At 61.9% G+C, this 23,461-nt stretch carries 23 protein-coding genes; 17 read left to right on the top strand and 6 right to left on the bottom strand.

From position 1 onward, the window contains the following. Positions 1-13: 13 nt before the first annotated feature. The 15 genes from ffh (at position 14) to AC1DCF_RS00335 (ending at position 12,242) form a co-directional block, all read left to right on the top strand. Positions 14-1,579, top strand: a complete 1,566-nt coding sequence (gene ffh, locus AC1DCF_RS00405) for a signal recognition particle protein (RefSeq protein WP_477209292.1) — start codon at positions 14-16, stop codon at positions 1,577-1,579. A 115-nt stretch (positions 1,580-1,694) separates the two neighbouring features. Beyond that, the gene (locus AC1DCF_RS00400) at positions 1,695-2,483 is read left to right on the top strand and encodes an LLM class F420-dependent oxidoreductase (RefSeq protein ID WP_477209291.1); all 789 of its coding nucleotides are present in this window, start codon (positions 1,695-1,697) and stop codon (positions 2,481-2,483) included. A 195-nt stretch (positions 2,484-2,678) separates the two neighbouring features. After that, positions 2,679-3,098, top strand: a complete 420-nt coding sequence (gene rpsP, locus AC1DCF_RS00395) for a 30S ribosomal protein S16 (RefSeq protein WP_477209290.1) — start codon at positions 2,679-2,681, stop codon at positions 3,096-3,098. A gap of 2 nt (positions 3,099-3,100) precedes the next feature. Then, the gene (locus AC1DCF_RS00390) at positions 3,101-3,337 is read left to right on the top strand and encodes an RNA-binding protein (protein ID WP_179578221.1); all 237 of its coding nucleotides are present in this window, start codon (positions 3,101-3,103) and stop codon (positions 3,335-3,337) included. Between the two features lie 97 nt (positions 3,338-3,434). Then, positions 3,435-4,007 carry a ribosome maturation factor RimM gene (gene rimM, locus AC1DCF_RS00385; protein WP_477209807.1) on the top strand — a complete coding sequence of 191 codons (573 nt, stop codon included), beginning with the start codon at positions 3,435-3,437 and terminating at the stop codon, positions 4,005-4,007. Positions 4,008-4,127: 120 nt separating this feature from the next. Beyond that, positions 4,128-4,916, top strand: coding sequence for a tRNA (guanosine(37)-N1)-methyltransferase TrmD (trmD, locus tag AC1DCF_RS00380; protein ID WP_477209289.1), 789 nt, complete (start codon positions 4,128-4,130; stop codon positions 4,914-4,916). Between the two features lie 27 nt (positions 4,917-4,943). Continuing rightward, on the top strand, positions 4,944-5,486 hold the full coding sequence (locus tag AC1DCF_RS00375; protein ID WP_477209288.1) for a hypothetical protein: 543 nt from the start codon (positions 4,944-4,946) through the stop codon (positions 5,484-5,486). 212 nt (positions 5,487-5,698) lie between these two features. Next, positions 5,699-6,040 (top strand): 50S ribosomal protein L19, encoded by a 342-nt coding sequence (gene rplS / locus AC1DCF_RS00370; RefSeq protein ID WP_179578218.1) that lies wholly within the window; start codon positions 5,699-5,701, stop codon positions 6,038-6,040. An 80-nt stretch (positions 6,041-6,120) separates the two neighbouring features. Further along, on the top strand, positions 6,121-6,867 hold the full coding sequence (gene lepB, locus AC1DCF_RS00365) for a signal peptidase I (protein WP_441790437.1): 747 nt from the start codon (positions 6,121-6,123) through the stop codon (positions 6,865-6,867). After that, entirely contained in the window at positions 6,867-7,511 is a 645-nt protein-coding gene (locus AC1DCF_RS00360) for a ribonuclease HII (RefSeq protein ID WP_477209287.1), read from the top strand. The genes lepB and AC1DCF_RS00360 overlap by 1 nt, the downstream gene beginning before the upstream one ends. A gap of 12 nt (positions 7,512-7,523) precedes the next feature. Then, entirely contained in the window at positions 7,524-7,847 is a 324-nt protein-coding gene (locus AC1DCF_RS00355; RefSeq protein WP_066596196.1) for a DUF2469 family protein, read from the top strand. 58 nt (positions 7,848-7,905) lie between these two features. Continuing rightward, positions 7,906-9,336: a glyceraldehyde-3-phosphate dehydrogenase gene (locus tag AC1DCF_RS00350; protein ID WP_477209806.1), complete on the top strand. Its 1,431-nt coding sequence runs from the start codon at positions 7,906-7,908 to the stop codon at positions 9,334-9,336. Positions 9,337-9,463: 127 nt separating this feature from the next. Continuing rightward, complete coding sequence (locus AC1DCF_RS00345) at positions 9,464-9,820, top strand: YraN family protein (RefSeq protein ID WP_477209286.1); 357 nt, start codon at positions 9,464-9,466, stop codon at positions 9,818-9,820. Next, on the top strand, positions 9,820-11,355 hold the full coding sequence (locus AC1DCF_RS00340; RefSeq protein ID WP_477209285.1) for a YifB family Mg chelatase-like AAA ATPase: 1,536 nt from the start codon (positions 9,820-9,822) through the stop codon (positions 11,353-11,355). Before AC1DCF_RS00345 ends, AC1DCF_RS00340 begins: the two co-directional genes overlap by 1 nt. Further along, positions 11,352-12,242 carry a DNA-processing protein DprA gene (locus AC1DCF_RS00335; protein WP_477209284.1) on the top strand — a complete coding sequence of 297 codons (891 nt, stop codon included), beginning with the start codon at positions 11,352-11,354 and terminating at the stop codon, positions 12,240-12,242. Before AC1DCF_RS00340 ends, AC1DCF_RS00335 begins: the two co-directional genes overlap by 4 nt. 428 nt (positions 12,243-12,670) lie before the next feature. Here the strand turns inward: AC1DCF_RS00335 and AC1DCF_RS00330 are convergent, their stop codons facing one another. Both AC1DCF_RS00330 and AC1DCF_RS00325 read right to left on the bottom strand, forming a co-directional pair. Continuing rightward, a complete protein-coding gene (locus AC1DCF_RS00330) occupies positions 12,671-13,711 on the bottom strand; it encodes a hypothetical protein (RefSeq protein WP_477209283.1) in 1,041 nt (346 codons plus the stop codon). Positions 13,712-14,041: 330 nt separating this feature from the next. Next, a complete protein-coding gene (locus AC1DCF_RS00325) occupies positions 14,042-15,295 on the bottom strand; it encodes a hypothetical protein (RefSeq protein WP_477209282.1) in 1,254 nt (417 codons plus the stop codon). Between the two features lie 304 nt (positions 15,296-15,599). Between AC1DCF_RS00325 and AC1DCF_RS00320 the strand changes: the two genes are divergently transcribed. After that, positions 15,600-17,885 carry an AAA family ATPase gene (locus AC1DCF_RS00320; RefSeq protein WP_477209281.1) on the top strand — a complete coding sequence of 762 codons (2,286 nt, stop codon included), beginning with the start codon at positions 15,600-15,602 and terminating at the stop codon, positions 17,883-17,885. Between the two features lie 714 nt (positions 17,886-18,599). Here the strand turns inward: AC1DCF_RS00320 and AC1DCF_RS00315 are convergent. From AC1DCF_RS00315 to AC1DCF_RS00300, 4 genes are all read right to left on the bottom strand, one after another. Then, positions 18,600-19,460: a GIY-YIG nuclease family protein gene (locus AC1DCF_RS00315; RefSeq protein WP_477209280.1), complete on the bottom strand. Its 861-nt coding sequence runs from the start codon at positions 19,458-19,460 to the stop codon at positions 18,600-18,602. A 454-nt stretch (positions 19,461-19,914) separates the two neighbouring features. Then, positions 19,915-20,337 carry a hypothetical protein gene (locus AC1DCF_RS00310; protein WP_477209279.1) on the bottom strand — a complete coding sequence of 141 codons (423 nt, stop codon included), beginning with the start codon at positions 20,335-20,337 and terminating at the stop codon, positions 19,915-19,917. Next, the gene (locus AC1DCF_RS00305) at positions 20,334-21,329 is read right to left on the bottom strand and encodes a hypothetical protein (protein WP_477209278.1); all 996 of its coding nucleotides are present in this window, start codon (positions 21,327-21,329) and stop codon (positions 20,334-20,336) included. The genes AC1DCF_RS00310 and AC1DCF_RS00305 overlap by 4 nt, the downstream gene beginning before the upstream one ends. 212 nt (positions 21,330-21,541) lie before the next feature. Next, positions 21,542-22,123: a recombinase family protein gene (locus AC1DCF_RS00300; protein ID WP_477209277.1), complete on the bottom strand. Its 582-nt coding sequence runs from the start codon at positions 22,121-22,123 to the stop codon at positions 21,542-21,544. Positions 22,124-22,315: 192 nt separating this feature from the next. Between AC1DCF_RS00300 and AC1DCF_RS00295 the strand changes: the two genes are divergently transcribed. Next, complete coding sequence (locus tag AC1DCF_RS00295; RefSeq protein WP_477209276.1) at positions 22,316-23,377, top strand: hypothetical protein; 1,062 nt, start codon at positions 22,316-22,318, stop codon at positions 23,375-23,377. The last annotated feature ends 84 nt before the right edge of the window (positions 23,378-23,461 follow it).

Raw genomic sequence — 23,461 nt, 5'->3', positions numbered from 1 at the left:
AACTAAAGCCACCATGGCTACTTTCGGAAACCTTTCAGACCGCCTCGCCGAGACCTTCAAGAATCTCCGCACCAAGGGCAAGCTTTCGGCTGCGGATGTCGACGGCACAGTTCGCGAGATTCGTCGCGCTCTTCTCGACGCCGACGTGGCGTTGTCCGTGGTCAAGGATTTCACCGGCAAGGTGCGCGAGCGCGCCCTCGGTGACGAGGTCAACAAGGCGCTCAACCCGGCGCAGCAGGTTGTGCAGATCGTCAACGAGGAACTCATCGCGATCCTCGGCGGTCAGCAGCGTCGTCTCGAATTCGCGAAGAAGCCGCCGACGATCATCATGCTCGCAGGCCTGCAGGGTGCCGGTAAGACCACCCTCGCCGGAAAGCTCGCGAAGTGGTTGGCCAAAGACGGCCACACTCCGCTTCTCGTCGCCGCCGACCTCCAGCGCCCGAACGCCGTCACCCAGCTGCAGGTCGTCGGCGAGCAGGCCGGAGTGCCGGTCTACGCGCCCGAGCCCGGCAACGGCGTCGGCAACCCGGTCAAGGTCGCCAAAGACGCGATCAAGTTCGCGCAGCAGAAGCTCTATGACACGGTGATCGTGGACACCGCCGGTCGTCTCGGTGTTGACGCCGAGCTGATGAAGCAGGCCGCCGACATCCGCAAGGCGATCGATCCCGACGAGGTGCTCTTCGTCATTGACGCGATGATCGGTCAGGATGCGGTCGCGACGGCCAAGGCGTTCCAGGACGGCGTCGACTTCACTGGTGTGGTGCTCACCAAGCTCGACGGTGACGCGCGCGGTGGCGCCGCGCTCTCGGTGGCCTCGATCACCGGACGCCCGATCATGTTCGCGTCGACGGGCGAGAGCCTCGACGACTTCGAACCGTTCCACCCCGACCGCATGGCCAGCCGCATCCTCGACCTCGGTGACATCCTCACCCTGATCGAGCAGGCGCAGGGTGCCTTCGACGAAGACGAAGCACGCAAGGTCGCCGAGAAATTCGCGACGGACACCTTCACTCTCGATGACTTCCTCGGTCAGATGCAGCAGCTGCGCAACATGGGCTCCATCAAGAAGATGATGGGCATGCTGCCGGGCGCCGGCGCCATGAAGGCTCAGCTCGACAACTTCGACGAGCGCGAGATCGTGCGCACCGAAGCCATCATCCAGTCGATGACGAAGGCCGAGCGGGTCTCCCCGAAACTCCTGAACGGCTCACGCCGCCTGCGGATCGCACGCGGCTCCGGCAGCACGGTGACCGAGGTGAACCAGCTGGTTCAGCGGTTCGAGCAGGCCGCGAAGATGATGAAGACGGTCGCCAAGGGCGGCATGCCGAACATTCCCGGAATGGGCCCGATCCCCGGCGCCGGTTTCGGCGGCGGACGCGGCAAGGTGCAGGCGAAGAAGAAGGGCTCGAAGTCGGGCAACCCGGCCAAGCGCGCCGCGGAGAACGCGGCAATCGAGGCCGGTGTGAAGCCGGCCGGCGCCGAGGCTGCCGGAACCGGCTTCGGCCTCGGCGGCGCGAAGAAGGCCGGCGGACCGAGCGAAGACGAGATGGCTGCCCTGCAGAAGATGCTGGGCCGCTAGCCCGGGTCAAATGCCCGCGAGAATCGCCGCTCCTGCCGAGAATCGCCGGAGGACCGGCGATTCTCGGTACGAGGGGCGACAGCCGGCGGACGTTGGCCGCCAATAAGCTGTCGCAATGACTTCTTCGCAACGACCGGTTCGATTGGGTGTGCAGTTGGCGCCTCAGCATGCCGACTACTCACAGATCAGAACCGCCGTGGCCGAGGTGGAGGCCCGTGGCGCCGACATCGTCTTCAACTGGGACCACTTCTTCCCGCTGTCGGGCGACCGTGACGGTATGCACTTCGAATCCTGGTCGTTGCTCTCGGCCTGGGCCGAGCAGACGACGACGATCGAGCTGGGCGCGCTGGTCAATTGCAACAGCTACCGCAACGCCGACCTGCAAGCCGACATGGCCCGCACCATCGACCACATCAGCGGCGGTCGTTTCATCTTCGGCACCGGGTCCGGCTGGTTCGAACGTGACTACGTCGAATATGGCTACGAGTTCGGCACCGCCGGTAGCCGTCTGAATGCCCTGGCCGCCGATCTTCCCCGCATCGAAGCGCGGTGGGCAAAGCTGAACCCGCCGCCGACCCGTGCCGTTCCGGTGCTGATCGGAGGCGGGGGAGAGAAGAAGACCCTGCGCATCGTCGCCCAGCATGCCGATATCTGGCATTCCTTCGGGGCGCCTGACGTGCTGGAGCACAAGCTGGGCGTGCTGGCCGGATGGTGCGACATGGTCGGTCGGAACATCGAGGAGATCGAGATCTCTACCGAGGTGCGTCATCGCACGTTCGCCGAAGCCGACGAGCTCTACGACCTGGGTGCCCGACTCTTCACCCTCGGAGTCTCCGGCCCACACTATGACCTCGGCGCCGTCGCGGATTGGCTGGCCTGGCGGGACGGCAAGAACGCGCTCTGACGCATCCTTCGTCACCGTGCGCATCCGTTGAATGTGGATTATCACAAATGCGGTGAAGTCTGACAGAATGGTTAGTCGAGTTCTGTTGTGTCCGACCCTCTAATCAGATGCACTGAACCCCTTTGAGCTTGTGCCGAGTGTGCCCCCACGCTCACGGCCCTCAGTTCGCCAAAATATCAACATCACAGGAGAATTGTGGCTGTCAAAATTCGTTTGAAGCGCATGGGTAAGATCCGTGCACCGTACTACCGCATCGTCGTTGCCGACTCGCGCACCAAGCGCGATGGTCGTGTCATCGAAGAGATCGGCATCTACCACCCCACGCAGGAGCCCTCGGTCATTGAGGTCAAGTCCGAGCGTGCCCAGTACTGGCTCGGCGTTGGCGCCCAGCCGACTGAGCAGGTTGCTGCACTGCTGAAGCTCACAGGCGACTGGGGCATCTTCAAGGGTGACAAGGACGCCAAGAACACCGTCAAGGTCAAGGAGCCCAAGGTTGCCTTCGTCGCTGACGAGAAGAAGAAGCCGGTTCTGAAGCCCAAGGCTGAGAAGCCGGTTGCCAAGGTTGAGGCTCCGGCCGAGGCTGAAGCTGAAGAAACCACCGAGGACAAGGCGTAATTTTGCTTGCTCCCGCACTTGAGCACCTCGTCAAGGGGATCGTTGATCACCCTGACGATGTGCACGTTGCTGCAAAAAATTCCCCCCGCGGCGATGTTCTCGAGGTTCGTGTGAACCCCGAGGACCTCGGCCGGGTCATCGGTCGCTCAGGCCGCACTGCGAAAGCACTGCGCACCTTGGTGGCCGCTCTGGCCGACGGCAAGCGCGTGCGTGTCGACGTCGTCGACACCGACTTCTAAGTCGTACTCGGTGAACGAGAACACGCCTCCGCGCACCCAGCTCCGGGTGGGACGCCTGACGAAGGCCCATGGCCTCAAGGGCGCTATCAAGCTGGAAATGTTCACGGATGACCCGGGACGTCGTTTCGTCCCGGGCTCTGTGTTCACCCTCCAAGTGCCGACCGGGTCGCCCTGGCACGGCAAGACTTTGGAACTCGTCGAGTTGCGCTGGTACAACCAGCACCCCGTCGGTTTCTTCAAGGATGTTCTCGACCGCTCAGCGGCCGAGACGCTGGCCAAGGCGATCCTCTGGATCGAGCAGGACCCGGCTGAAGCATCCGATGAGGAAGACGCCTGGTACGACCACCAGCTCGTCGGCCTCGCGGTCATGCGTGACGGTGTGAAGGTCGGGACCATCGCGCGTCTCGACCACATGCCTGCGCAGGACCTGTTGATTGTGAAGACGCCCAATGGTGATGTGATGGTGCCCTTCGTGAAGGCCATTGTTCCCGCCGTTGACATCGCCGCCGGCACCGTCACGGTGACGCCGCCGACCGGTCTGTTCGAGGAATTGCCCGACGAGGCTGAGGAATCTGCAGAAACTGCTGAGACCGCGGCCCCTGTTGCTCCCGAAGCCGACGCGCCTGCTGGCGCTGACGCCGACGCGGCGCCGGACGTTCCTGCCGAGTAGTTTCAGCAGTCAGCTCAACTGTGTGGCCGCGTGCATTCCTTCGGGAAGGCACGTGGCCACAGTTGTATGCGAGGGGCGTCCGGTGCTGGCACCGCGGAGCACTCTCGTAGAATTGTCGGTATGCGCATCGACATCGTCACGATTTTTCCCGAGTTCTTCGATGTGCTGGACATCTCACTTCTGGGCAAGGCTCGCCAGAGCGGTTTGATCGACCTCGGCGTGCACAACCTGCGCGACTACACGCATGACCGTCACCGCACCGTCGACGACACCCCGTACGGCGGGGGAGCCGGTATGGTCATGAAGCCCGAGCCGTGGGGTGAGGCGTTCGACGCGATTCTCGCTCCGGCGAGCGGCCCGGATGCCGGCCCCGATGCCGGCTCGGATGTTGCCCCGGCAGACGCCGAGCCCATGTCACACACCGATGACGCCACATCCGAGCTGCCCCTCGTCATCTTTCCGTCGCCCGCCGGCGACGTCTTCACCCAGGCCATGGCTCGCGAGCTTGCGGCCGAGAAGCACCTCGTCTTCGGCTGCGGCCGCTACGAGGGCATCGACCAGCGCGTGATCGACGACACCGCTACCCACGCTCGCGTGCGCCTGGTCAGCCTCGGCGACTACGTGTTGAACGGAGGCGAGGTCGCCGTGATGGCCATGATCGAAGCGATCGGGCGCCTGATTCCGGGCGTTGTCGGCAATCCGGCCAGCCTCGTGGAGGAGTCTCACGAGAACGGTCTGCTTGAGTACCCGAGCTACACGAAGCCCGCCAGCTGGCGCGGTCGTGACGTTCCGCCCGTCTTGCTGAGCGGCAATCACGGCGCGATCGCCGCCTGGCGTCACGAGCAGCAGGTCGAACGCACCCGCCGTGTGCGTCCGGACCTTCTGCCTGCGGCGAACTCGGAGGAATAAACAGTTTCGGCTGGCTATTCTGGAGGCGTGATCATCCGTCGCGCTTTCTATTACTGGCAGTTCATCGCTGCCTTCGTTCTCCCGCTCTGGTTGGTGATCGGCTGGCCGATCTTCGGTGCCGGAGGCTGGCAGGTTCTGGGCGTCGTATTCGGCGCGCTCCTGCTCGGGCTCGGCCTCCTGGTGATCGCGCTGCTGTTCTTCGCGCGCAAAGAGGTCAGGGAAGAACGCGCGGTGTCCTGGGCGGATGTCGGTGTGCTGAGCCTCTGGCATGCGTCGATCATCGCCGTCGGTTTCTACGCCTCTTCGGCCGCGTGGTTGTCGGTCGTGGTTGTCGTGATCGGTATTTGCGCCTTCTGGTTCGCCCTGTGGGAGCTGTTCACCGCCGCGCGTCGCCGGATGCAGGCGATGATGGACCTGCTCGAACAGACCGCGCAACCGGGTGCGGCGTTCCCGCCGGCCGGCTTCACGGCGCCCGGTTTCCCCGAGCCTGGTCTCGGAAACACCCCGCGTCACACGCAGACTCCCGACCCGAACGTGATCATCGTGCGCGAAAAGCCGGCGTCACAGTAGCCATTCCCCGAATGGCGGAGACCCCGTCGCTTTGCGGGTGCCCGCTGTTTAGTGGCAGAATAGACACTTGTGCCGCGGCAAGCCTCTGCCACAGGGGAGCTGCACCAGTCGGCACGCAATTACTTATTCCATTCCTCGGCCCTGCGCGACTCGCGCCGGAGCAGAGCACAAAGCCGTATTCGACCTGTGGCGGGTGCAGAGAGCGAAAAATCATGCATATTCTCGACCACGTGGATGCCGCATCCCTGAAGTCGGACATCCCCGCCTTCCGCGCCGGCGACACCGTCAAGGTTCACGTCAACATCGTTGAAGGCACTCGCTCGCGTGTGCAGGTCTTCCAGGGCGTCGTTATCGGCCGCTCGGGCGAAGGCGTTCGTGAAACGTTCTGCGTTCGCAAGGTCAGCTTCCAGGTTGGCGTCGAGCGTACCTTCCCGGTGCACTCCCCGGTCATCGCTGAGATCGAGGTTGTGACCCGCGGTGACGTTCGTCGCGCGAAGCTGTACTACCTGCGCAACCTGCGCGGCAAGAAGGCAAAGATCAAGGAAAAGCGCTAGTCAGACTGACCCATACGGGTTCACCTGCGCGTGCCTCGGCTCCTCATCCCATAAACTGGGTGGGGAGCTCAGGCGGTTAAATGACAGAAAATACGGTGCCCACGCGATCATCTCGCCGGGCCACAGACGCACGGCGCAAGAAGCGCGGCGTCGCCCTCTTTATTCGCGACCTCTTGGTCATCTTCGTCGTTGCACTCTTGATCTCCTTCTTGATCAAGACGTTCCTGGTTCGGTCTTTCTACATTCCGTCAGGGTCGATGGAAGAAACCCTTCACGTGAACGACCGCATCCTGGTCAACCAGCTTGAGCCGAAACTGATCCCGATCGACCGCGGCGACGTCATCGTCTTCAAAGATCCGGGCGGATGGCTGATGCCTCAGGCGGAAACGCCCCAGAACCCGCTGATCGCCAGCGTCGACTGGCTACTGTCCGTCGTCGGACTGTCGGCTCCCGATAGCAACGACCACCTCATCAAGCGGGTGATCGGTCTGCCGGGGGATCACGTCGTCTGCTGCAACGCGCTCGGCCAGATGAGCGTCAACGGCGTGCCGCTCGATGAGCCGTACATCAAGCTTCCGCCGGGAGTGACGAAGGTCTCTGAAGACGACTTCGACACGATCGTGCCGCCCCACTCGCTCTGGGTGATGGGCGACAACCGGTACAACTCCCGGGATTCCCGCTACAACGGCGACACGCCCGGCAAGGGATACGTGCCGATTGACAATGTCGTCGGGCGTGCGCTCGTGATCAGCTGGCCGATCAGTCGGTGGGCCTGGCTCGACGATTATCCCGAAGTCTTCCGCGGCGTCGAAGAGGGGGAGGGCTGATGGCTGTCTCCGACCCCACCCTGGAGACCGAACTGGCGCTCTTGTCAGCGGGCGCCCGAACGGTGATCGGCTGCGACGAAGTCGGTCGTGGAGCTCTCGCCGGCCCCGTCGCCGTCGGCGTCGCCGTGATCGATGCCGGAGTTCTCGCGATCCCGGCGGGCCTGCGCGATTCGAAGCTTCTGAGCGAACCACGCCGCGAAGCGCTCGAACCGCTCGCGAAAGCCTGGGTGCTGCACTCCGCCGTCGGGCTCGCCTCGGCCCAAGAGGTCGACGAACTCGGAATCATTGCCTGCCTGGGGTTGGCCGGCAAGCGCGCTTTGACCGCGTTGCATGAACAAGGCGTCGACATCACCGGCAGCGTTGTGCTGCTCGATGGCAACGACGACTGGTTGAACAAAGCGCTTTCCACGCCGCTGAACGTCGTCACCCGGGTCAAAGCGGACCGCGATTGCGGATCCGTCGCCGCCGCATCCGTCATTGCCAAGGTGCACAGAGACCGACTGATGATCGAAGCCGACGAGGCTTCGCCCGGCTATGGCTGGGCCGGCAACAAGGGTTATGGAAGTGCGGCGCACATGAGTGCCATCGCGGAGCTCGGCGCGCACGACCTGCACCGCAAATCCTGGCTCAAAATCTCAGCGTAGGATTGAAGCACCATGGAAGAAGACGAATTCGAGGACTACGACCGCGAGGTCGAGCTGGCCCTGTACCGCGAGTACCGCGATGTTGTGGGTCAGTTTCAGTATGTCGTCGAGACAGAACGACGCTTTTATCTCGCCAACGAGGTCGAATTGGTGCGCCGCGACACGGAGCACGACTTCTATTTCGAGTTGACGATGAAGGATGTCTGGGTCTGGGACGTCTACCGTTCCGACCGCTTCGTGAAATCGGTCCGCGTGTTGACGTTCAAAGACGTCAACGTCGAGGAACTCGCATCCAAAGAGTTCGAGCTGCCGAAGGAATTGGCGCTCGACGAATAGCCTCAGAAAGGCAACAAAAGCAGTGAAGCAGGAATCTGATCAGCGTCGACAATCCTGGATCGAACGGGAGGCGCTGGCGGAAGCCATGATTCCTCTCATCGGCGGTCTGTATCGCGACAACAATGTCGTGACCTCCATTCACGGTCGTAGCTTGATCAACCAGTCGGTGATGGGCCTTGTGAAGGCCCACCGATTCGCCCGTCAGCTCGACGATGTCGAACTCGAACTCGACGAGACCCTCCCCATGCTGCGCACGATGAGCGAGATGAAGCTCGGCGCCGCCTCGGTCGACCTGGCCCGTCTCGGTCTCGGCTTCAAGGCCCAGAACTCGAATGCCGTGGACTCTGGTCTGACGATCGAGGAGTATGTGCGTGAGCAGCTCGCCGATGTCGCCGGCGGCCACGGTGTCGACGATCGCAGCAGCACCGACGTCGTGCTCTACGGATTCGGACGGATCGGGCGACTGGTCGCGCGTCTCCTGATTGAGCATGCCGGGGGAGGCCACGGGCTGCGCCTGCGGGCCATCGTCGTGCGCAAGGGTTCTGACAACGACCTGATCAAGCGCGCCAGCCTGCTGCGCCGCGACTCGGTGCACGGCCCCTTCGACGGCACCATCGTCGTCGACGAAGAGGCGAACACCATTCTCGCCAACGGCACCCTGATCCAGGTGATCTACTCAAGCGACCCGGCCACTGTCGACTACACCGAGTACGGCATTGAGGATGCCATCGTGGTCGACAACACGGGCCGTTGGCGCGATGCGGAGGGTCTCTCCCAGCACCTGAAGTGCCCCGGAGTTTCCCGGGTCTTGCTGACCGCGCCGGGCAAGGGCGATCTCAAGAACATCGTGCACGGCATCAACCACGACACGATCACCGCGGATGACGCGATCGTCACGGCCGCGTCGTGCACCACAAACGCCATCACGCCGGTGCTCAAGGCGATGAACGACCGCTTCGGCATCATCGACGGCCACGTCGAGACGGTGCACTCGTTCACCAACGACCAGAACCTCATCGACAACTTCCACAAGGGAGACCGTCGGGGCCGTTCCGCCGCACTGAACATGGTGATCACCGAGACCGGGGCGGCGAAGGCCGTCGCGAAGGCGCTGCCCGAACTGGCCGGCAAGCTCACCGGAAACGCGATCCGCGTGCCGACGCCCGACGTGTCGATGGCGATCCTGCACCTGAGCCTGGAGAACGGCACCGACAAAGACGAGCTGAACACCTACCTGCGCGAAATGTCGCTCTATTCGTCGTTGCACAAGCAGATCGACTACATCGACTCGCCTGAGGTCGTCTCCAGCGACTTCCTCGGCTCCCGGCGTGCCGGAATCGTCGACGGACTGGCCACCATTGCCACCGGCAAGAAGGCCATCCTGTACGTCTGGTACGACAACGAGTTCGGCTACAGCTGCCAGGTCGTGCGCGTGCTCGAGGAGATGGCGGGCGTTCACCCGCGCGCCTTCCCGGTCGCCGCCCGGTAATCTCTGCGCTACTCAACGGCCCCCAGCTGCTTCTCCACAGCAGCTGGGGGCCGCTGGTTTTCTACCGATCGTCATCCGGTCGCTTTCGACTCCGCTGCTTCCCGCAGGCTGACGGGTGGAGGCTCTGATGGCAGCGAAAGACGACCTGGGCAGGCGCGGCGAAGACTGCGCCCTGACCTATCTCACCGCGGCGGGCTACCAGCTGGTCGAGCGCAACTGGCGCTGTGCGCAGGGCGAAGTCGATCTGATCGTCGCGCGTGACGGCGAGGTGGTCTTCGTCGAGGTGAAGACCCGATCGAGCGTGCGGTTCGGGCATCCGTTTGAGGCGATCACCCCGGTCAAACTCGCGCGGCTCCGTCGGCTTGCGTACGCGTGGTGCGCCGAGGCGGAGAGACCACCCCGGCGCATCCGCATCGATGCCGTCGCGGTTGTGGCGGCCGCAGGAGCCGAACCGGTGCTGGAACACCGTCAGGGGTTGTTCTGATGGGGCACGCGCGCACCCATGCCGTTGCGCTTCTCGGTCTGACCGGTGCACTCGTCGAAGTCGAAGCCGACATTTCGGGGCAATTGCCGGGCATGATCCTGATCGGACTGCCCGACACTGCACTGTCGGAGGCCAAGCAGCGCGTACGTGCCGCGGCGAAGAACTCCGGTTGCTCGCTCACCCGCAACTTTCTCACCATCAATCTCTCGCCTGCCGCCCTGCCGAAGCACGGTTCGGGCTTCGACCTGGCGATCGCACTGGCATGCCTGGCCGCCGACGGCGTCGTCGCCCCGGCATCGGTGAGTTCTGTCGTGCATATCGGCGAGCTCGCTCTCGACGGTCGGCTGCGTCCGACGCGCGGGATGCTTCCGGCCGTGCTGGCCGCGTCGCGGTCGGGGTACACGACGGTCATGGTGCCGGCGGGCAATGCAGAAGAGGCCGCTCTCGTTCCCGGCATTCGGGTGATTGCCGTGACCTCGCTGCGGGATGCGGCGATCTGGCATGGCGCACGGCTGGAACCGATCCCAGTCGACGCAATGCTTCTGCCGGCGGAGCAAGTGCCGGATGCCGAGGAAACAGACCTCGCCGACGTCGTCGGCAACGAGGACGCGATTCTCGCGCTGCAGATTGCGGCTGCCGGCGGGCACCACGTGTTCATGATCGGCCCGCCCGGTGCCGGCAAAACAATGCTCGCGGCCCGCCTACCCGGGCTGTTGCCCGATCTCGACGCCGCAGCCTCCTTGGAGGTCAGTTCCTTGCGTTCGTTGAATGGGCAAGGAGTCGGGGCATCCCTCGTGGTGCGCCCGCCGCTCGAATCGCCGCATCACACGGCGACGGCGGCGGCGATGGTGGGCGGAGGTTCCGGGCTGATCCGACCCGGGGCCGCCGCTCGGGCCTCGCACGGAGTGCTCTTTCTCGACGAGGCTCCCGAGTTTCAGTCGGCTGTGCTCGATGCGTTGCGTCAGCCGTTGGAATCGGGGGTGATCACCATTCACCGTGCGAATGGCGTCGCGCAGTTTCCCGCTCGATTTCAATTGGTCATGGCCGCGAATCCGTGTCCGTGTGGGCAATTCGGCGCGCCGGAGCATGACTGCACCTGCCCGCCGAGTGCCCGTCGCCGCTATCTGGCGCGCATCTCGGGACCCCTGCTCGACCGAATCGACATCCAGCTGACGGTGAGCCGCATCACCGCGGCGCACCTCAGGCTCGCGGAATCCGAGCCGCGTGTGACCAGTGCGACCGTGCGCGCCCGCGTCGTCGATGCTCGGTCCACGGCGGCGGAACGCCTGATCGGGACGCCCTGGTCGCTCAACTCCCACGTTCCCGGGCCGTGGTTGCGGGGGCCTCACGCTCGACTCGGTGGTGCGGCGACGGCACCGATCGACCGGGCTCTGGAACGTGGGGGGATCACCATGCGCGGTTATGACCGCGTGCTCCGGCTTGCCTGGACGATCGCCGATCTCGACGGCGTGAGTCGTCCCGGCGTTGAACAGGTCGGCCAAGCGCTCTACCTACGAAAAGGGAGAACCTCGTGAAACAGTTCGGGCTCGATGAATCGCGGGTGCGCGGTCTGGTCAGTGCGGTGAGCCCCGGTCCGCCTCAGGATGAGGCGGCGACCGCTGATCTTTTCGCCCGGGCCGCGTGGACCAGTCTGACGGAGCCGGGTGACGGCATGGCCGGCATGTTGATCGGCTGTCTGGGGGCGTCGACTGCGCTCACGGCGATCCTCGAGTCGTGGCCTCTCGAGAAGCTGATCGGTGTGCTGCGCGATGCGGGCGGCGACCCGGAGGAAGATCTCGGTGAGAAGCTCGATGACGGCCTTCAGCGCTGGCGAAACCGGCTCTCGTCGGCCGAGGTCATTCATGTGCTCGAGCAATGTGCTCGAGCGGGTGGCAATCTGCTGGTACCCGGTGACCGACTCTGGCCCGCTGCCCTGGATGATCTGGGGCCGCATGCGCCCATCGCGCTCTGGTGGCGCGGTGTGGACAACGCCTGGCTTGCGCTGCCGAACTCGATCGCGTTGGTCGGTGCGCGTGCGGCGACGGGGTACGGCGAGCATGTGGCCATGGAGGCGGCGGCAGGACTCGTCGACCGCGGGTTTGCCATCGTTTCGGGGGCGGCGTACGGGATTGACGGCATGGCGCACCGCTCGACGTTGGCAAGTGGGGGTCTCACCCTCGCATTTCTGGCGGGCGGCATCGATCGGTTCTATCCGAGCGGACACGATGCACTCCTGGCGCGCATCGCCGAGGTCGGTGCCGTCGTTTCTGAGCTTCCCTGCGGCGCCGCTCCGACAAAATGGCGTTTTCTGCAACGGAATCGGCTGATTGCGGCGGCCAGCACCGCGACAGTCGTGCTCGAAGCGGGGTGGCGCTCTGGCACTCTCAACACGGCGGGCCACGCGGCAGCTATGTTCATGTAGTACCGCAGCTTATGCACGATTTGGTTAGGTGCAAAGCCATCTCGACCATCCATGCATAGTGTCCAGTACCTACTTGACGATGCTCTCAGACTTTCAGGCAGAGATCGTGGCCGGGTACCACTAGCGCGCAGTTGCCCACGGCGGCGGCGGCTGCGCACGCGAAGCGCGGTCCCGTTTGATCGACCGGGCGAGTTGAGCCCAGCTGGCCCGCATCGGGACCCGACCTCGCCGCTCCACCGTCCTTTGCGCCGTTCAGGTTCCGGGCGATGCATTTATCAGGTCCCGGGCGCCTCCAAGTCGTCGGCTCGCTGGATCTCCTCGTACGTGACGGTCCAGTCCTCCGGATGCGAGATGGGAGCATCCGGTGCTGCATCGCTATTATCCGTCCGATACTTTCGCCGTTTGAAAGACATCGAAGGCTTATGTTGCTATTGCGTTCGTTGTTCGTCGGTCTGTTCTTCCCCGGTCATTTCTTCGGACTGCACTGCCGTCAGGTCCAGGCCAGCGAACTGTTGTTCCAGCATTTCGCTGAGGAGATCGGCAAACTCTGCGCGTAGTTCCGGGAGAGCGTCGGCCGCGTCTCGGTTGAGGAGTTCGTCCACGCTCCAGACCGCGAAGAACGGCTGCCTAGGGAGCAGGATGCCGACTCTACGGATGCCCAACGAATCGTCTACGTCGAGGAGCGTGTAGCCAAGGAGCTGGAACAGGGTGTCCCTGAGCCAGGGGTTGGTGATCTTCTCCGTTGTCTTGAGATCCACGAGGAGATCTCCGATAGCCCAATCTCCGTCGGCTCCTCCTACTGCGGGGCTTCCAAGGAAGTTTGGATTCGGCATGTAGCGATCACCCGCCGCGATTTCTTGATTCCATTGCGCGACGAGTGGGGTGACGGCGTGATGCATGGTCGCGACGTCGACCAGTAGCGACTCATCGATGCCCATCATGAGATCGGTAGCGTCTTTTGCTCGCTTGATCTGCCGGCCGAGATTGCCCGAAAGCACAGCCGTGGGGTCGCTCCGCATGAGGCTCTCGCACCATGCGAGAGGTACTGACGCTCTGGCGAGACTAAGGGGATGCGGGTTCTTCTCCTGGAGAGTGAGGTATGCGAAGTTGAGGGTCATCTCGAGCACTTTGTGTATGTGCTTCCCCCTGTGGACAATGGTCAGATCCTTGGCGAGACGATTGAGGCCTCGCCATGCCGCCGTGTTCGTGACGTCGAAACCCGGCAGATCCATTCGGAGGCGATAGTCGAGGGCGATCCCCGCGACAATGGCGTGGCTCTTGCGATCCTTCGCTGCCTCGGGGATAAGGATTTGCGTTTCCAACGAAGTGAGTTCATCGAAGCCGAAGAACGAGGCCATCGCTTTGCCCCCGCGGCCAGGGGTTCCTGCAAGGGCGAGCTCGGGTGCACTCTCATAGATGAATTGCCGAACTGGCGACTGCCTGTTTTCGAGTTGGCGCGTGAGAGACATGGGACGACCATATCGCGAGCCTCCGAAACTGGGAGGCGCTCCGAACCGAATTGCCAGTTGGATTCACTGAGTGATCACGATTGTGCATAACCTGCAAAGCAGCTGGGCCTCTCGTAGGAGCACCGCAGCAATCTGGGTAATGTAAGGGCATCGCCGCAGGTACCTGAGCGCGCCGGCCCATCTGCGGAGAAGCGATGTCCTCTTGCCGTTGATTCCCCGTGTACCAAGGCTCACAGGTGCTTGCAGATGGGTTGGATAAGTGCAATCAAGGTAGTTGCCTTGCTTTATCGTGGGCGACCCACCGAGCGGACGGCGTAGTGTCGACGTTCATCAGCGTCGGGGGTTTCGGTTGTTCCAGTCTCGCCATTCCGAATTCGTCAGGTCGGGACGATTGCCATTCGGCAATGGAATGCGGTGGATTGGGTCTGAGTCAGTCAGGTGCTGCTCTGCCCACTCCAGGTAAATCTCCAGCTCGGCGTATCGCTCGCTGCCCGCGAATCGTGGGAGTACGGCGCGCAGATCGTCGAGAGTAGACCGGAGCTCGTGGTGATGAGCGACTTCGGTGTTCAAATCCTCCAACGTCTTGACCCAATGACCATAAATCGTCGCTCGCTGTCGAAGCAGCTCGGCGCGATTGCGAGCCTCAGCTTCAGCGGTTTCTCGGAGCCGTCGTTGCTCCTCTCGTCTGATCGCCTCGTCGGTCATCGATTGGATTCGGTTGATCGCGCGTAGCAACTTGTCTTCTATTCGCGTGACGGCAGTGTCTTCGATGACGAGAGAGCCGTATGACCCCGCACCTATCTCAAGTCGCATCCTCTCAGTCGGCACCAGGTCATTCTTCGTGTACGCCTGGTATCCCCACCGCTCAGACTTCTCGATCTCCTCCTTTGTTGGCACGTGAGCTACTTGACGTAGCTTCATCCGGAGTCGAATGGCAGCCGGATTGTGCCCGGCGTCGATCGTGAAGAGGTCCGCGCTGGGCCAGACTCTTTCGCGAGCACGAGTCCAAGAGTCGGAACGTATCTCAGACAGCACGGGTGTGATGGTCCATCCTCGGCGAGAGGCCTCTTGCACCAGTGCGTGCAAGATCGTCAATCCCCGTTGCCGTTGCTGGCTTGAGACGTCGAGTCGCGTCCTATGATCGACAAGCTCGCGCACCGCCGCGTGAGGCTTGCGAATCTGAGAGGGCATGGGGATGCTCTCGTGTTTCAGGGGCGGCTTAGACTCTGATTCGGCCCCCGAATAGGGCTCCGATTCAAGCTCCGGCGTGGAGATCGATGGGGGAATGCTCGACTGCGCCGCTGGCCGACTTGGAAGTCGTGCAGACGCCGAAATTCTGGCACGGGATGGATTGGCTTTGGGTTCGGGTGCGTCCGGATGGTGGCCGTGTTCGAGGTAGTACGCGCCCTTCTCCGCGAGCGATGCATGCCAGTGGCCGCGGCGTCGGTCGAGTTCGATGAGTCCGCGGTGGTGCAAGGCCGGCGCGGTCGTCTTGAAGGATGGCGTCGGGGGACTCTCCATGTCGCACCCGGCGGCGACCCATTGGAGCACGGTGAGCTGAACTTCGTTGAGGGTCAGGTTCATATCCTTAGTCTTGCTGTGAGGGCGACTAGGGGTAATGCGCAGATGAAATAAACGTGGTTGTAGGCCTACAAGGGGGCCACCCAACATCAGTGGCCCACCCTACGCTGAGTATTAACGAAACATGAGCCTGCAAGGAGTCAAGCAGTGAAGCTGAAGTCATTTCGAGGTCGCCGGTACCAGAATATGTTGGATTCGATCAACGTGTCTGTGGAGCGGGACGTGACGGCCCGGTTTGAGCGCACCACTGCGGTCAGCGTCCCGACTATCGAGTTCATCAGCGGTGTTCCAATGTGGGAGGTCGTGGGTGCTTGAAAAGTTGACGATTACTGGTGGCGCGTGCTTCGGCACAGAGCCATTGGTGATCCACCCTCTGCAGAAGGTCAACTTCTTGTACGGTCCGAACGGTTCCGGAAAAACCACGATCAGCCGAGCGCTTGCGGGCGACGGGGCGCTTTCCTTAGGGCTTGACTGGCACGATTCGTCACCTATGGCCATCAAGGTCTACAACCGGGACTTCGTCGATAGGACATTGCGAGAGTCGAATCGTATCCCCGGAGTCTTTGTGATCGGGGACACGAGTGTAGAAGCGGAGGAGCGTCTCGACACTATCGAACGCGAAGGGGGTGAGCGGGCACAAGCCGAAGACGAAATGGGCAGGGCGAAGAAAAGCCTGGATCAGGCAGAGCGGGCAGACAGCGATGCGAGCGATACGTTCCGTGACACAGCCTGGCATGCCTACAAGAACCTCACCGATGAGAACCCCTCGCTGTTGCCAGCGTTTTCTGGCGCAGGCGGTGTGGGCGGCTCGAAGCAAGCACTAGTAACCAAGCTTCTCGCGCTTGTCCTGCCTGATGCCCCTGCTCCATATCTAGACAGCTTGACTGCTGACGCCGATGCAGTTTTCGATACGAGTTCGACTTTCTGCAAGGAGCTTCCACTCACCAGCGCTTTCGATGTCCTGTCCTTCGATGGGTATGAGCTAATGGGGCAACGTGTCGTGGGTAGCGATGATGTATCGCTCAGCGAACTCGTTGCTCGATTGGGGAACAGCGATTGGGTTTCGTCAGGTCGGCACTACCTCGAAGACTCCGAGGGTCTGTGCCCTTTCTGCCAGCAGGAAACTCCAGTCCATCTGTTGTCCGGCCTCGCGACGATGTTTGACGATCAGTACGCGTCCCAGCGCGAAGCAATTGAGCAGTTCGCCGTGGCATTCACAAAGTGGAGCGCGGCCGTGGCTGATGCTCCTTTGGGCTACGACAGTGCCTCAGCTGCTTTTCTCGGCGAGGCTTCGCACCAAACGGCCCTACTTAACCTGACCAAGGTCATCGCGACTAATGCAGCCACGCTTGAGCAGAAGAAGCAGAACCCCTCGGTGCTCGGCGAGTTCAGCGGCCTTGATGCACTGATCACTGCACTCGACGAGGTCATCGCGACTGCAAACACCAAGATTCGCGAGCATAATGCGCTTATCGGCAATCGCAGCACGGAGCGTCCCAAGCTCGTGGAAAAATGTTGGCGATACCTGGCCGAGGTGCTTCTAGGCGAGACTCTTACAACGTTTAAGACAAAGCAAACGTCGCGCGCGGGGGGCATCAAGACTCTCGCAGGAAAAATCGCTGATGCCAAACAGAAGATCTCTGATCTGGACGATGAAGTGCGCAAGCTTCATCGCTCTGTCGAATCGACGCGCCCAGTGATCGATCAGATGAACGCGCTCCTCCAGCGAAGTGGTTTCACTTCATTCAAAATCGTGGAATCCCCATCGCTCGAAGACGGATACATGCTGTCGCGTGGAGACGGAGAACTTCAGGATCATTCGCTCAGCGAGGGCGAACGCACCTTCATTGCATTTCTCTACTACTTCCATCTCCTCGATGGCCGGGCAACCGGTTCAAATGAGTCACACCGAATTCTGGCAGTGATCGATGACCCGATCTCCAGCCTGGATAGCGACGTTCTCTTCGTGGTGGGTGCGCTAGTTCGCCACCTCATCGCCCGCGCAATGTCTGGTGATGACCGGATTGAGCAAGTATTCGTGCTCACTCACAACGTCTACTTCCACAAGGAGATCAGCCATCTCAAGAATGGCGATAGCTCCTCCGGCCGGATTTACTTTCTGATCCGGAAACGCCCGTCGGCACCAAGTACGGTCGGCTCCACCCGGACGAACCCGATCACGACCGAGTACAAGCGTCTCTGGGACGAAGTCAAGCGTGCCATTGATGGTGAGCAGATGAACGTTGTTGGGCTTGAAAATATTCTGCGACGCATCCTGGAGAGCTATTTCCGTGTGATGGGTGGAGGTATCTGGGATGATGAGATCACGCCCCTGTTGACAGAATCTGAACGCCACGTCTTCGGCGCACTTTTCCGCTGGGTCAATGATGGGTCACATTCGATCCTGGAAGATGTGTACTACTCGCCATCATTGATCAGTCAAGACCTTTACCTTCAGGTTTTCCATCGAATCTTCGAAGTTACAAAGCACGACGCGCACTACAAGATGATGATCCACGGCAAGCGAAGTATCACTGATTCAGAAGACGTGACCACCGATGGTCTGGAGAATCAGGAGGCCGTGCTGCAATAGTGCGCGCCAGGCTCGGACTCTCGGCTGTACGCACGACTCGCCAAGCGCATCGAGTTTCGCTTCGAGGTTGAAACGCCCCAGGTGCGATGCCGGATGCTTTTGATGTCGTGAGGAACTCCGTTTCTAAAGTTCTTGAGCAGAGAGATCATGCCTGCAACGACCGCACGAGCTGCGCTGGGACGGGCGTTCGACGCGACCTAAATGGCCTTTTGACCCTGAGAGAACAGAGGAATTTGACCCACCTCTAAACATCACCGTGTCCGGGTACATAGGCTCAAAGTGAGGTGGGTATCACGAGTGCAGTGCGCCAAGTAAGAGTACGGCCGTATCAGGGGTTTCTGCGGAGTGTCAGCATCTTCGATCTTGCCTGATCAAAGCTGATTTCTGCTGTCATTTGCTTTCGCTAGCTGTCACTGAATGTGCGGGATAGATGCGGAGTTTACTCAGCAAATTGGGCGTGGTTACGTGCCTCTCCTTCTAAGCGATCACATGGGCGGTCTCGCCGTCGCCCCAAGCGTCGACCAAAGGAGACCGGATGTCTGAGAGCACAAATTACGGCACCCGCCTCTTCTGTGGCAATGAGCTGGTTCACGGTGAATGGGTGATCGGGGCCGACGCGATCCGCACTGGTCGTCGATCCAGCAAGCGTTCCCAACGGGATGGCTCACAAGGCCTGCATGATTCACACGATGTGACTGAGGGATCGAATTGGCGTCAGTTCCGGTTCATCCCGTGCCCGCGGCTGTCGAGGGCAAGTTTCCAGAAGGACTCGCGCCGCAGGATGGTCTCGGCCTTCGTCTTAGGATCGAAGATTTCGAGGATGGAGTACTGGAAATTGCCGATGATGTGGTGATCTCCCAGATCAATCCGCATGCTCTCCAGCTCTTTGTTGCCGCCGGTCAGATTCCGCAGGTGTGCGTAGCCCGCCCATCTCTGCCATAGTCCATTGGCTTCGCCTGCTGCAGAGCCAACGTAAAGTCGGCCGTCGCTGAGGTCCGTGATGACATAGACACCCTTGACGCTTGACAAAGCGTCCTTCCAGCTCGGTTCGTCGTTGGCGATAATTCGCTGGAGCTCGTGGTGCCTGAGCCGGACATTCTGGTACCCAGGGAAGGTTCCGAGTTTTGTGTCCGCGGCGAGCTCGTACACCTCGGGATTGAGCGGGCCCGCCTGGAGGCCGTCATACTTCCTCAGATACAGATCGCGCCCTATCGGCCGCTCGAGCTTGATGATAAGTCGTTTGACGTACTCCGAATACTCGTCCAAGAGTGTCAAATCGTAGCCTGATCCGCCGATGACCTCAGGCTCCGACGCCTTGACCCGGAAATAGCCGCCGAAGATGAAATACTGCGGACCGTACGGGTAATACTGTGCGAACGCCAGCAAGTACTCGGCGCTGCCAAAGTTATTGTTCTGGTGCCGCTCGCGATGGCGGCTCAAGTTCAGCCAGTGCTCTGGGTCGTCGGCCAGCAGGAGGTCCCAGGCTGCTGCACCGCCCACGCCCGCGCGAATGTTGAACTTCACCTTGGTCAGTCCTGGCTCGGCCACAGGCATGAACTCCGTAAATCGGATCATTGTGACCACTCTTTTGCCTTCTGTGCATGCAGAGTGGCCATTTCGTCCGCCTCGCTTTCGAGTGGCTCCCGAGGACCTTCCCAGCCACACGAGCACACCGCGCGGTAGGAATCCCCGCTGTAACGGTTTCCCGCCAAGGCATGCCCCATGCTCCAGAGGATGCTGGTGGAGTGCTCTGGAGCCATCACGTGCCGATCGCCCGCGGCGGCAGCGAGGCGCTCTACGGGGCCGTTAGGACCGCGCCAACCGCAGTCGCACTCCGCGCGGAAGTCCGGGCGGAACTCGCCCCTGTCCACCTGGAGGATGTGGACCGCGTGATTGACGTTCACTTGACGAAACTCTCGCGGAAGATGAACTGACAAGATTCTTTCGACATGTCATCACTGTAGCGACGGGCTGTCATAGTGCGGAGATCGGTCCTGTCTCGACCGGAGGGTGAAAGCCGGAGCCGGGCTCAGAGCTCGATCACTCGCCCGCTCCGAAGGAACTCCTGAACGACGAGCGTCGGGCTCTTCAAATCCTTGAATGGGCTCGTCTTCGCGAGGTCCGTGATTGCCTCGAGGAGGTCGGCGACCTGCACCGCTGAGTCTTCTCGATCCGAATTGAGGGCAGCGTCGAGATTGTTGAAGAGCCTGCGGAAGTTCTCCCGGCGCTCATCAAAGGTCTTGTCGAGGGCCGAGAGGAGAAAATCTCGCTGCACGTGAATGATCTCGAGCTGGCTCTTCTCCCACGCCCGGATCTCGTCGCGCTTGGTCCGTTCCTGCGCCACAACCGTGACCCACTCGTGTGCGGACGCGACGACAAGCCGGAATGTGTCGACGACCATCGCCGGGCTCGGCTTAGGGAGCATTGATGTAATTGCGCTTGACGTGCTCATGCGTACTTCCTCAGGATCTCAATTGACGCCTCGGTCAGTTCCCCGGACTTGGGGTCGAGGACGGGTGTGTTCAGGACTTCCCTGACCGCGGTGACAAGTTGGTACGCGCGAAGAAACTCGCTTGCGTGTACCGCTGGGTCGAAGTTGAGCGCTTCCAGCTCGTTGAGGGCGAGCGTTGCCCGCTCGCTCAGCTGGGTGAGAACGTCTCGGAGCTCTTCGACGCGCCGCTCCACAGCGCCGAGCATGTCCCGCGCGAGTCCGAGGCGCTCGATCTCCTCTGCCACGTTAGAGACAAACTTCCGAGACTTTGTCTTGGTTCGTGCCCCAACGGCGCCCATGGTTAGGCCACCAATGAGTAGCGCGGGAACGATCACCACGAGGCCGAGCACAGCACTTCCTGCAGCGACACCGCCGCCGCCGGTGGCAAGTGAGCCGCCGCCAAGCCAGGCGAGTGTCGCGTTCTGGGCGGCGGCACCAGTAAGAGTGGAGATTGCAGTGCCGGTACTCGCAGAAGCGAATGTGGACACGCCCCAGAGGGCTGCCGCCGGCGCAGAGGCACCAGCACCGATTGCGCTTGCCAAGCCTCCGATTCCCGCGCTCACATTTTCGACATTCGCGGCATATTTCGGAATGTTCGGGACGCGTATGCGTACGCCGTCGACCTTCTTGAAGTTGAGTCGCTTGACAAGGTGCTCGTGCCGTTCGAGCCAGTCGGCAAGGCGCCCGACGTTCTCCTGATGGACGCTGATCATGTACTCGCCGTATCCCCGAACGGCGCGATCTGTCTCGACGCGCACTGACTCGCAGTCGGCGAGTGCATCGTCAAGGCGCTTGAGCGCGTTCTGTCGCGATTTTCGGCCGTTGGAGACGTCAAAGATGCCCTTGGTCCCCACACCGACAGCGGCAGCAGTGGCTATGCCGACGGGAACGAGGACTCTCCACCCAGCTTGGCCGATCTTGGGTATGGCCCGAATGGCCGCCTCGAGGATCACGCGCGACTGGACCCCCCCGACTTGCCGTGCATTCTTGTTCTGATCATAGTGCGGAGCACTATCGGTCATCCTCGAACGGATTCACGATGGTGTGCACCCCGTGTTCGGAGCAAGTGAACGCAATCTTGATGCCCTGATCCGACTCGAAGGGCTCGGGAGTGCAATCGGCGCCGCAGGCCGGACACGTTCTGTGCCGCGCGTCGGCGGAGGGCTCAAACACCTGCGTACTTCCCAGAGCCATTCAGCGCCGCGTAGAGCGTTTGCCGCGACACCCCGAGGTCTCGGGCCACCTTCGCTTTGGGCACGTCAGCAGCGACCCGCTGGCGAGCCGCCTCAACTTGCTCCGCTGTGAGCTTCGGCGCCCGGTCGTAGACGCCCCTCCGTTTCGCGATAGCGATACCCTCGGCCTGGCGCTCGCGGATCGTCTTTCGTTCGAGCTGTGCGATCGCAGCGAGCACGGTCAGCATGAACTCTCCCTGGGGCGTGTCGGTATTTAGCGCTGGGTTATCGATGAACTCCAGCGCGACGCCTTTCGACTTGAGCCTTCCGACTAGGGCGAGCAAATCTGTGGTCGACCGGGCGAGTCGGTCGGGGGACTTCACGCGCACCATGTCGCCCTCGCGCACGTAGGCGAGCATCTCCTGGAGCTGAGCGCGGTCGTGCGCACTCTTGCCCGAAATCTTTTCCGAGAAGATTCGATCGACGCCACCGAGCGCCTCAAGCTGCCGACCTTCGTTCTGGTCGGCGGCGCTCACGCGTACGTAGCCGACCACCTGGCCTTTGTGTTCGCTCATGTCTAGACCTTCCGCCGCCTATGTCCGATTCTATTGAATTCACACCCTGATGGACGGTACTCGACCTTTCGGAACATATGTACGCCCGGGTACACCCTGATGGACATCTTGCCTCGACTGCTCCGCCCCTACGTGTGCCGGCGATCTCGGACAATAACGCTTGTTGTCGGTGGCTCGTGCCATGCTGCATCTGTGATCCAGAAGGAAGTTGACTTCGAGCGACCCCGCAGCATGCGCTGCGGGTCATGTCACCGTGAGTGGCGCGTCATCGCGGAGTGGCTCGACCGCTTCGACCAGGCACTCGAAGCCTGTCCGGACTGCGGAACCGACTGCCGAAGCGACGATCGACCTGACTTCTGCGCGGAGCAAGACGACCCCTTGCACGACGATTCCACGGTGCGCGAGCATTACTGGTATCACTCGTCGACTCATGCGAACTGGCCGGACAAAGACTTCGATCCGGCTGCGCGGCTGACCGACGTCACCAAGCAACGCATGCAAGCTATGGGTTCTGGGAGCGGAGCGGTCGAGCGCTGGGCAGAGCGGCAGAAGACAAAGGCGCTCCACGTCGGTACTTATGAGGCAGCGATCGAGAACATGTTCAGGCGCATGAACGACGAGGGCGGCTCTGCTAACCAGTTCTACCTCTACCGCGTGCAGCTCAGCCCCGACTGCACTATCGAACCGGGAGTGCACCAGGAGCCTACCGACTTCGTCGGCGACGCCCACTTGGTAGACGTGTGCGGCCCGGGCATCAACACGCTCCGATATGTGAATATCCACGAGGACCCGTCGAGCATCTCCCTCGCTGTCGAGCTGGAGGCGATCCATGCCGTCCAGATGCTCTCGATACCCCTGCCTGCCGATGCAGCTGACTCGTGGGTCCTCGATGCCATCGCACGACTACTGGACGCCGCCTCCAAACACCCGCAGCTTCCACATGAGAAACTCCAACGGCGAGGGCGTCTGGTCCCATCAGTACTGGTGTCGGAGGCCCGCACTCTTGAAAGGGAGATCGCCGCCGATCTACCGTTGGCGCTCAGGGAGAGGTTCTGCCTTGGATTCGACGAAGCAGGCTTCGAGGCGGATCCCAGTGCGTTCCCCACAAAGTTGGTCGGTCTGGCTCGGCTGGTCACCGACCCGCAAGCTGTGCTCAACTCATTCGATTCCGAGCCGTGGCGCGAGGTCTGGCCGCGCCCGGCGGTGCTGACTGAGGCCGAATTGTGCGAGCGCGGTGGCGCTGTTTCTCATTGAACCGCGACTTGCTGGACGCAGGGTCAGGGATGCTTTCAACCTTCGAGCTCGTTGAACAGGGCCGCGCACATGCCTCGATCACGT

It is taken from the genome of Leifsonia sp. 10L418 (assembly GCF_056395445.1).
The sequence above is the reverse complement of the archived record's forward strand: the minus strand, read 5'-3'. Positions and strand labels throughout refer to the sequence as shown.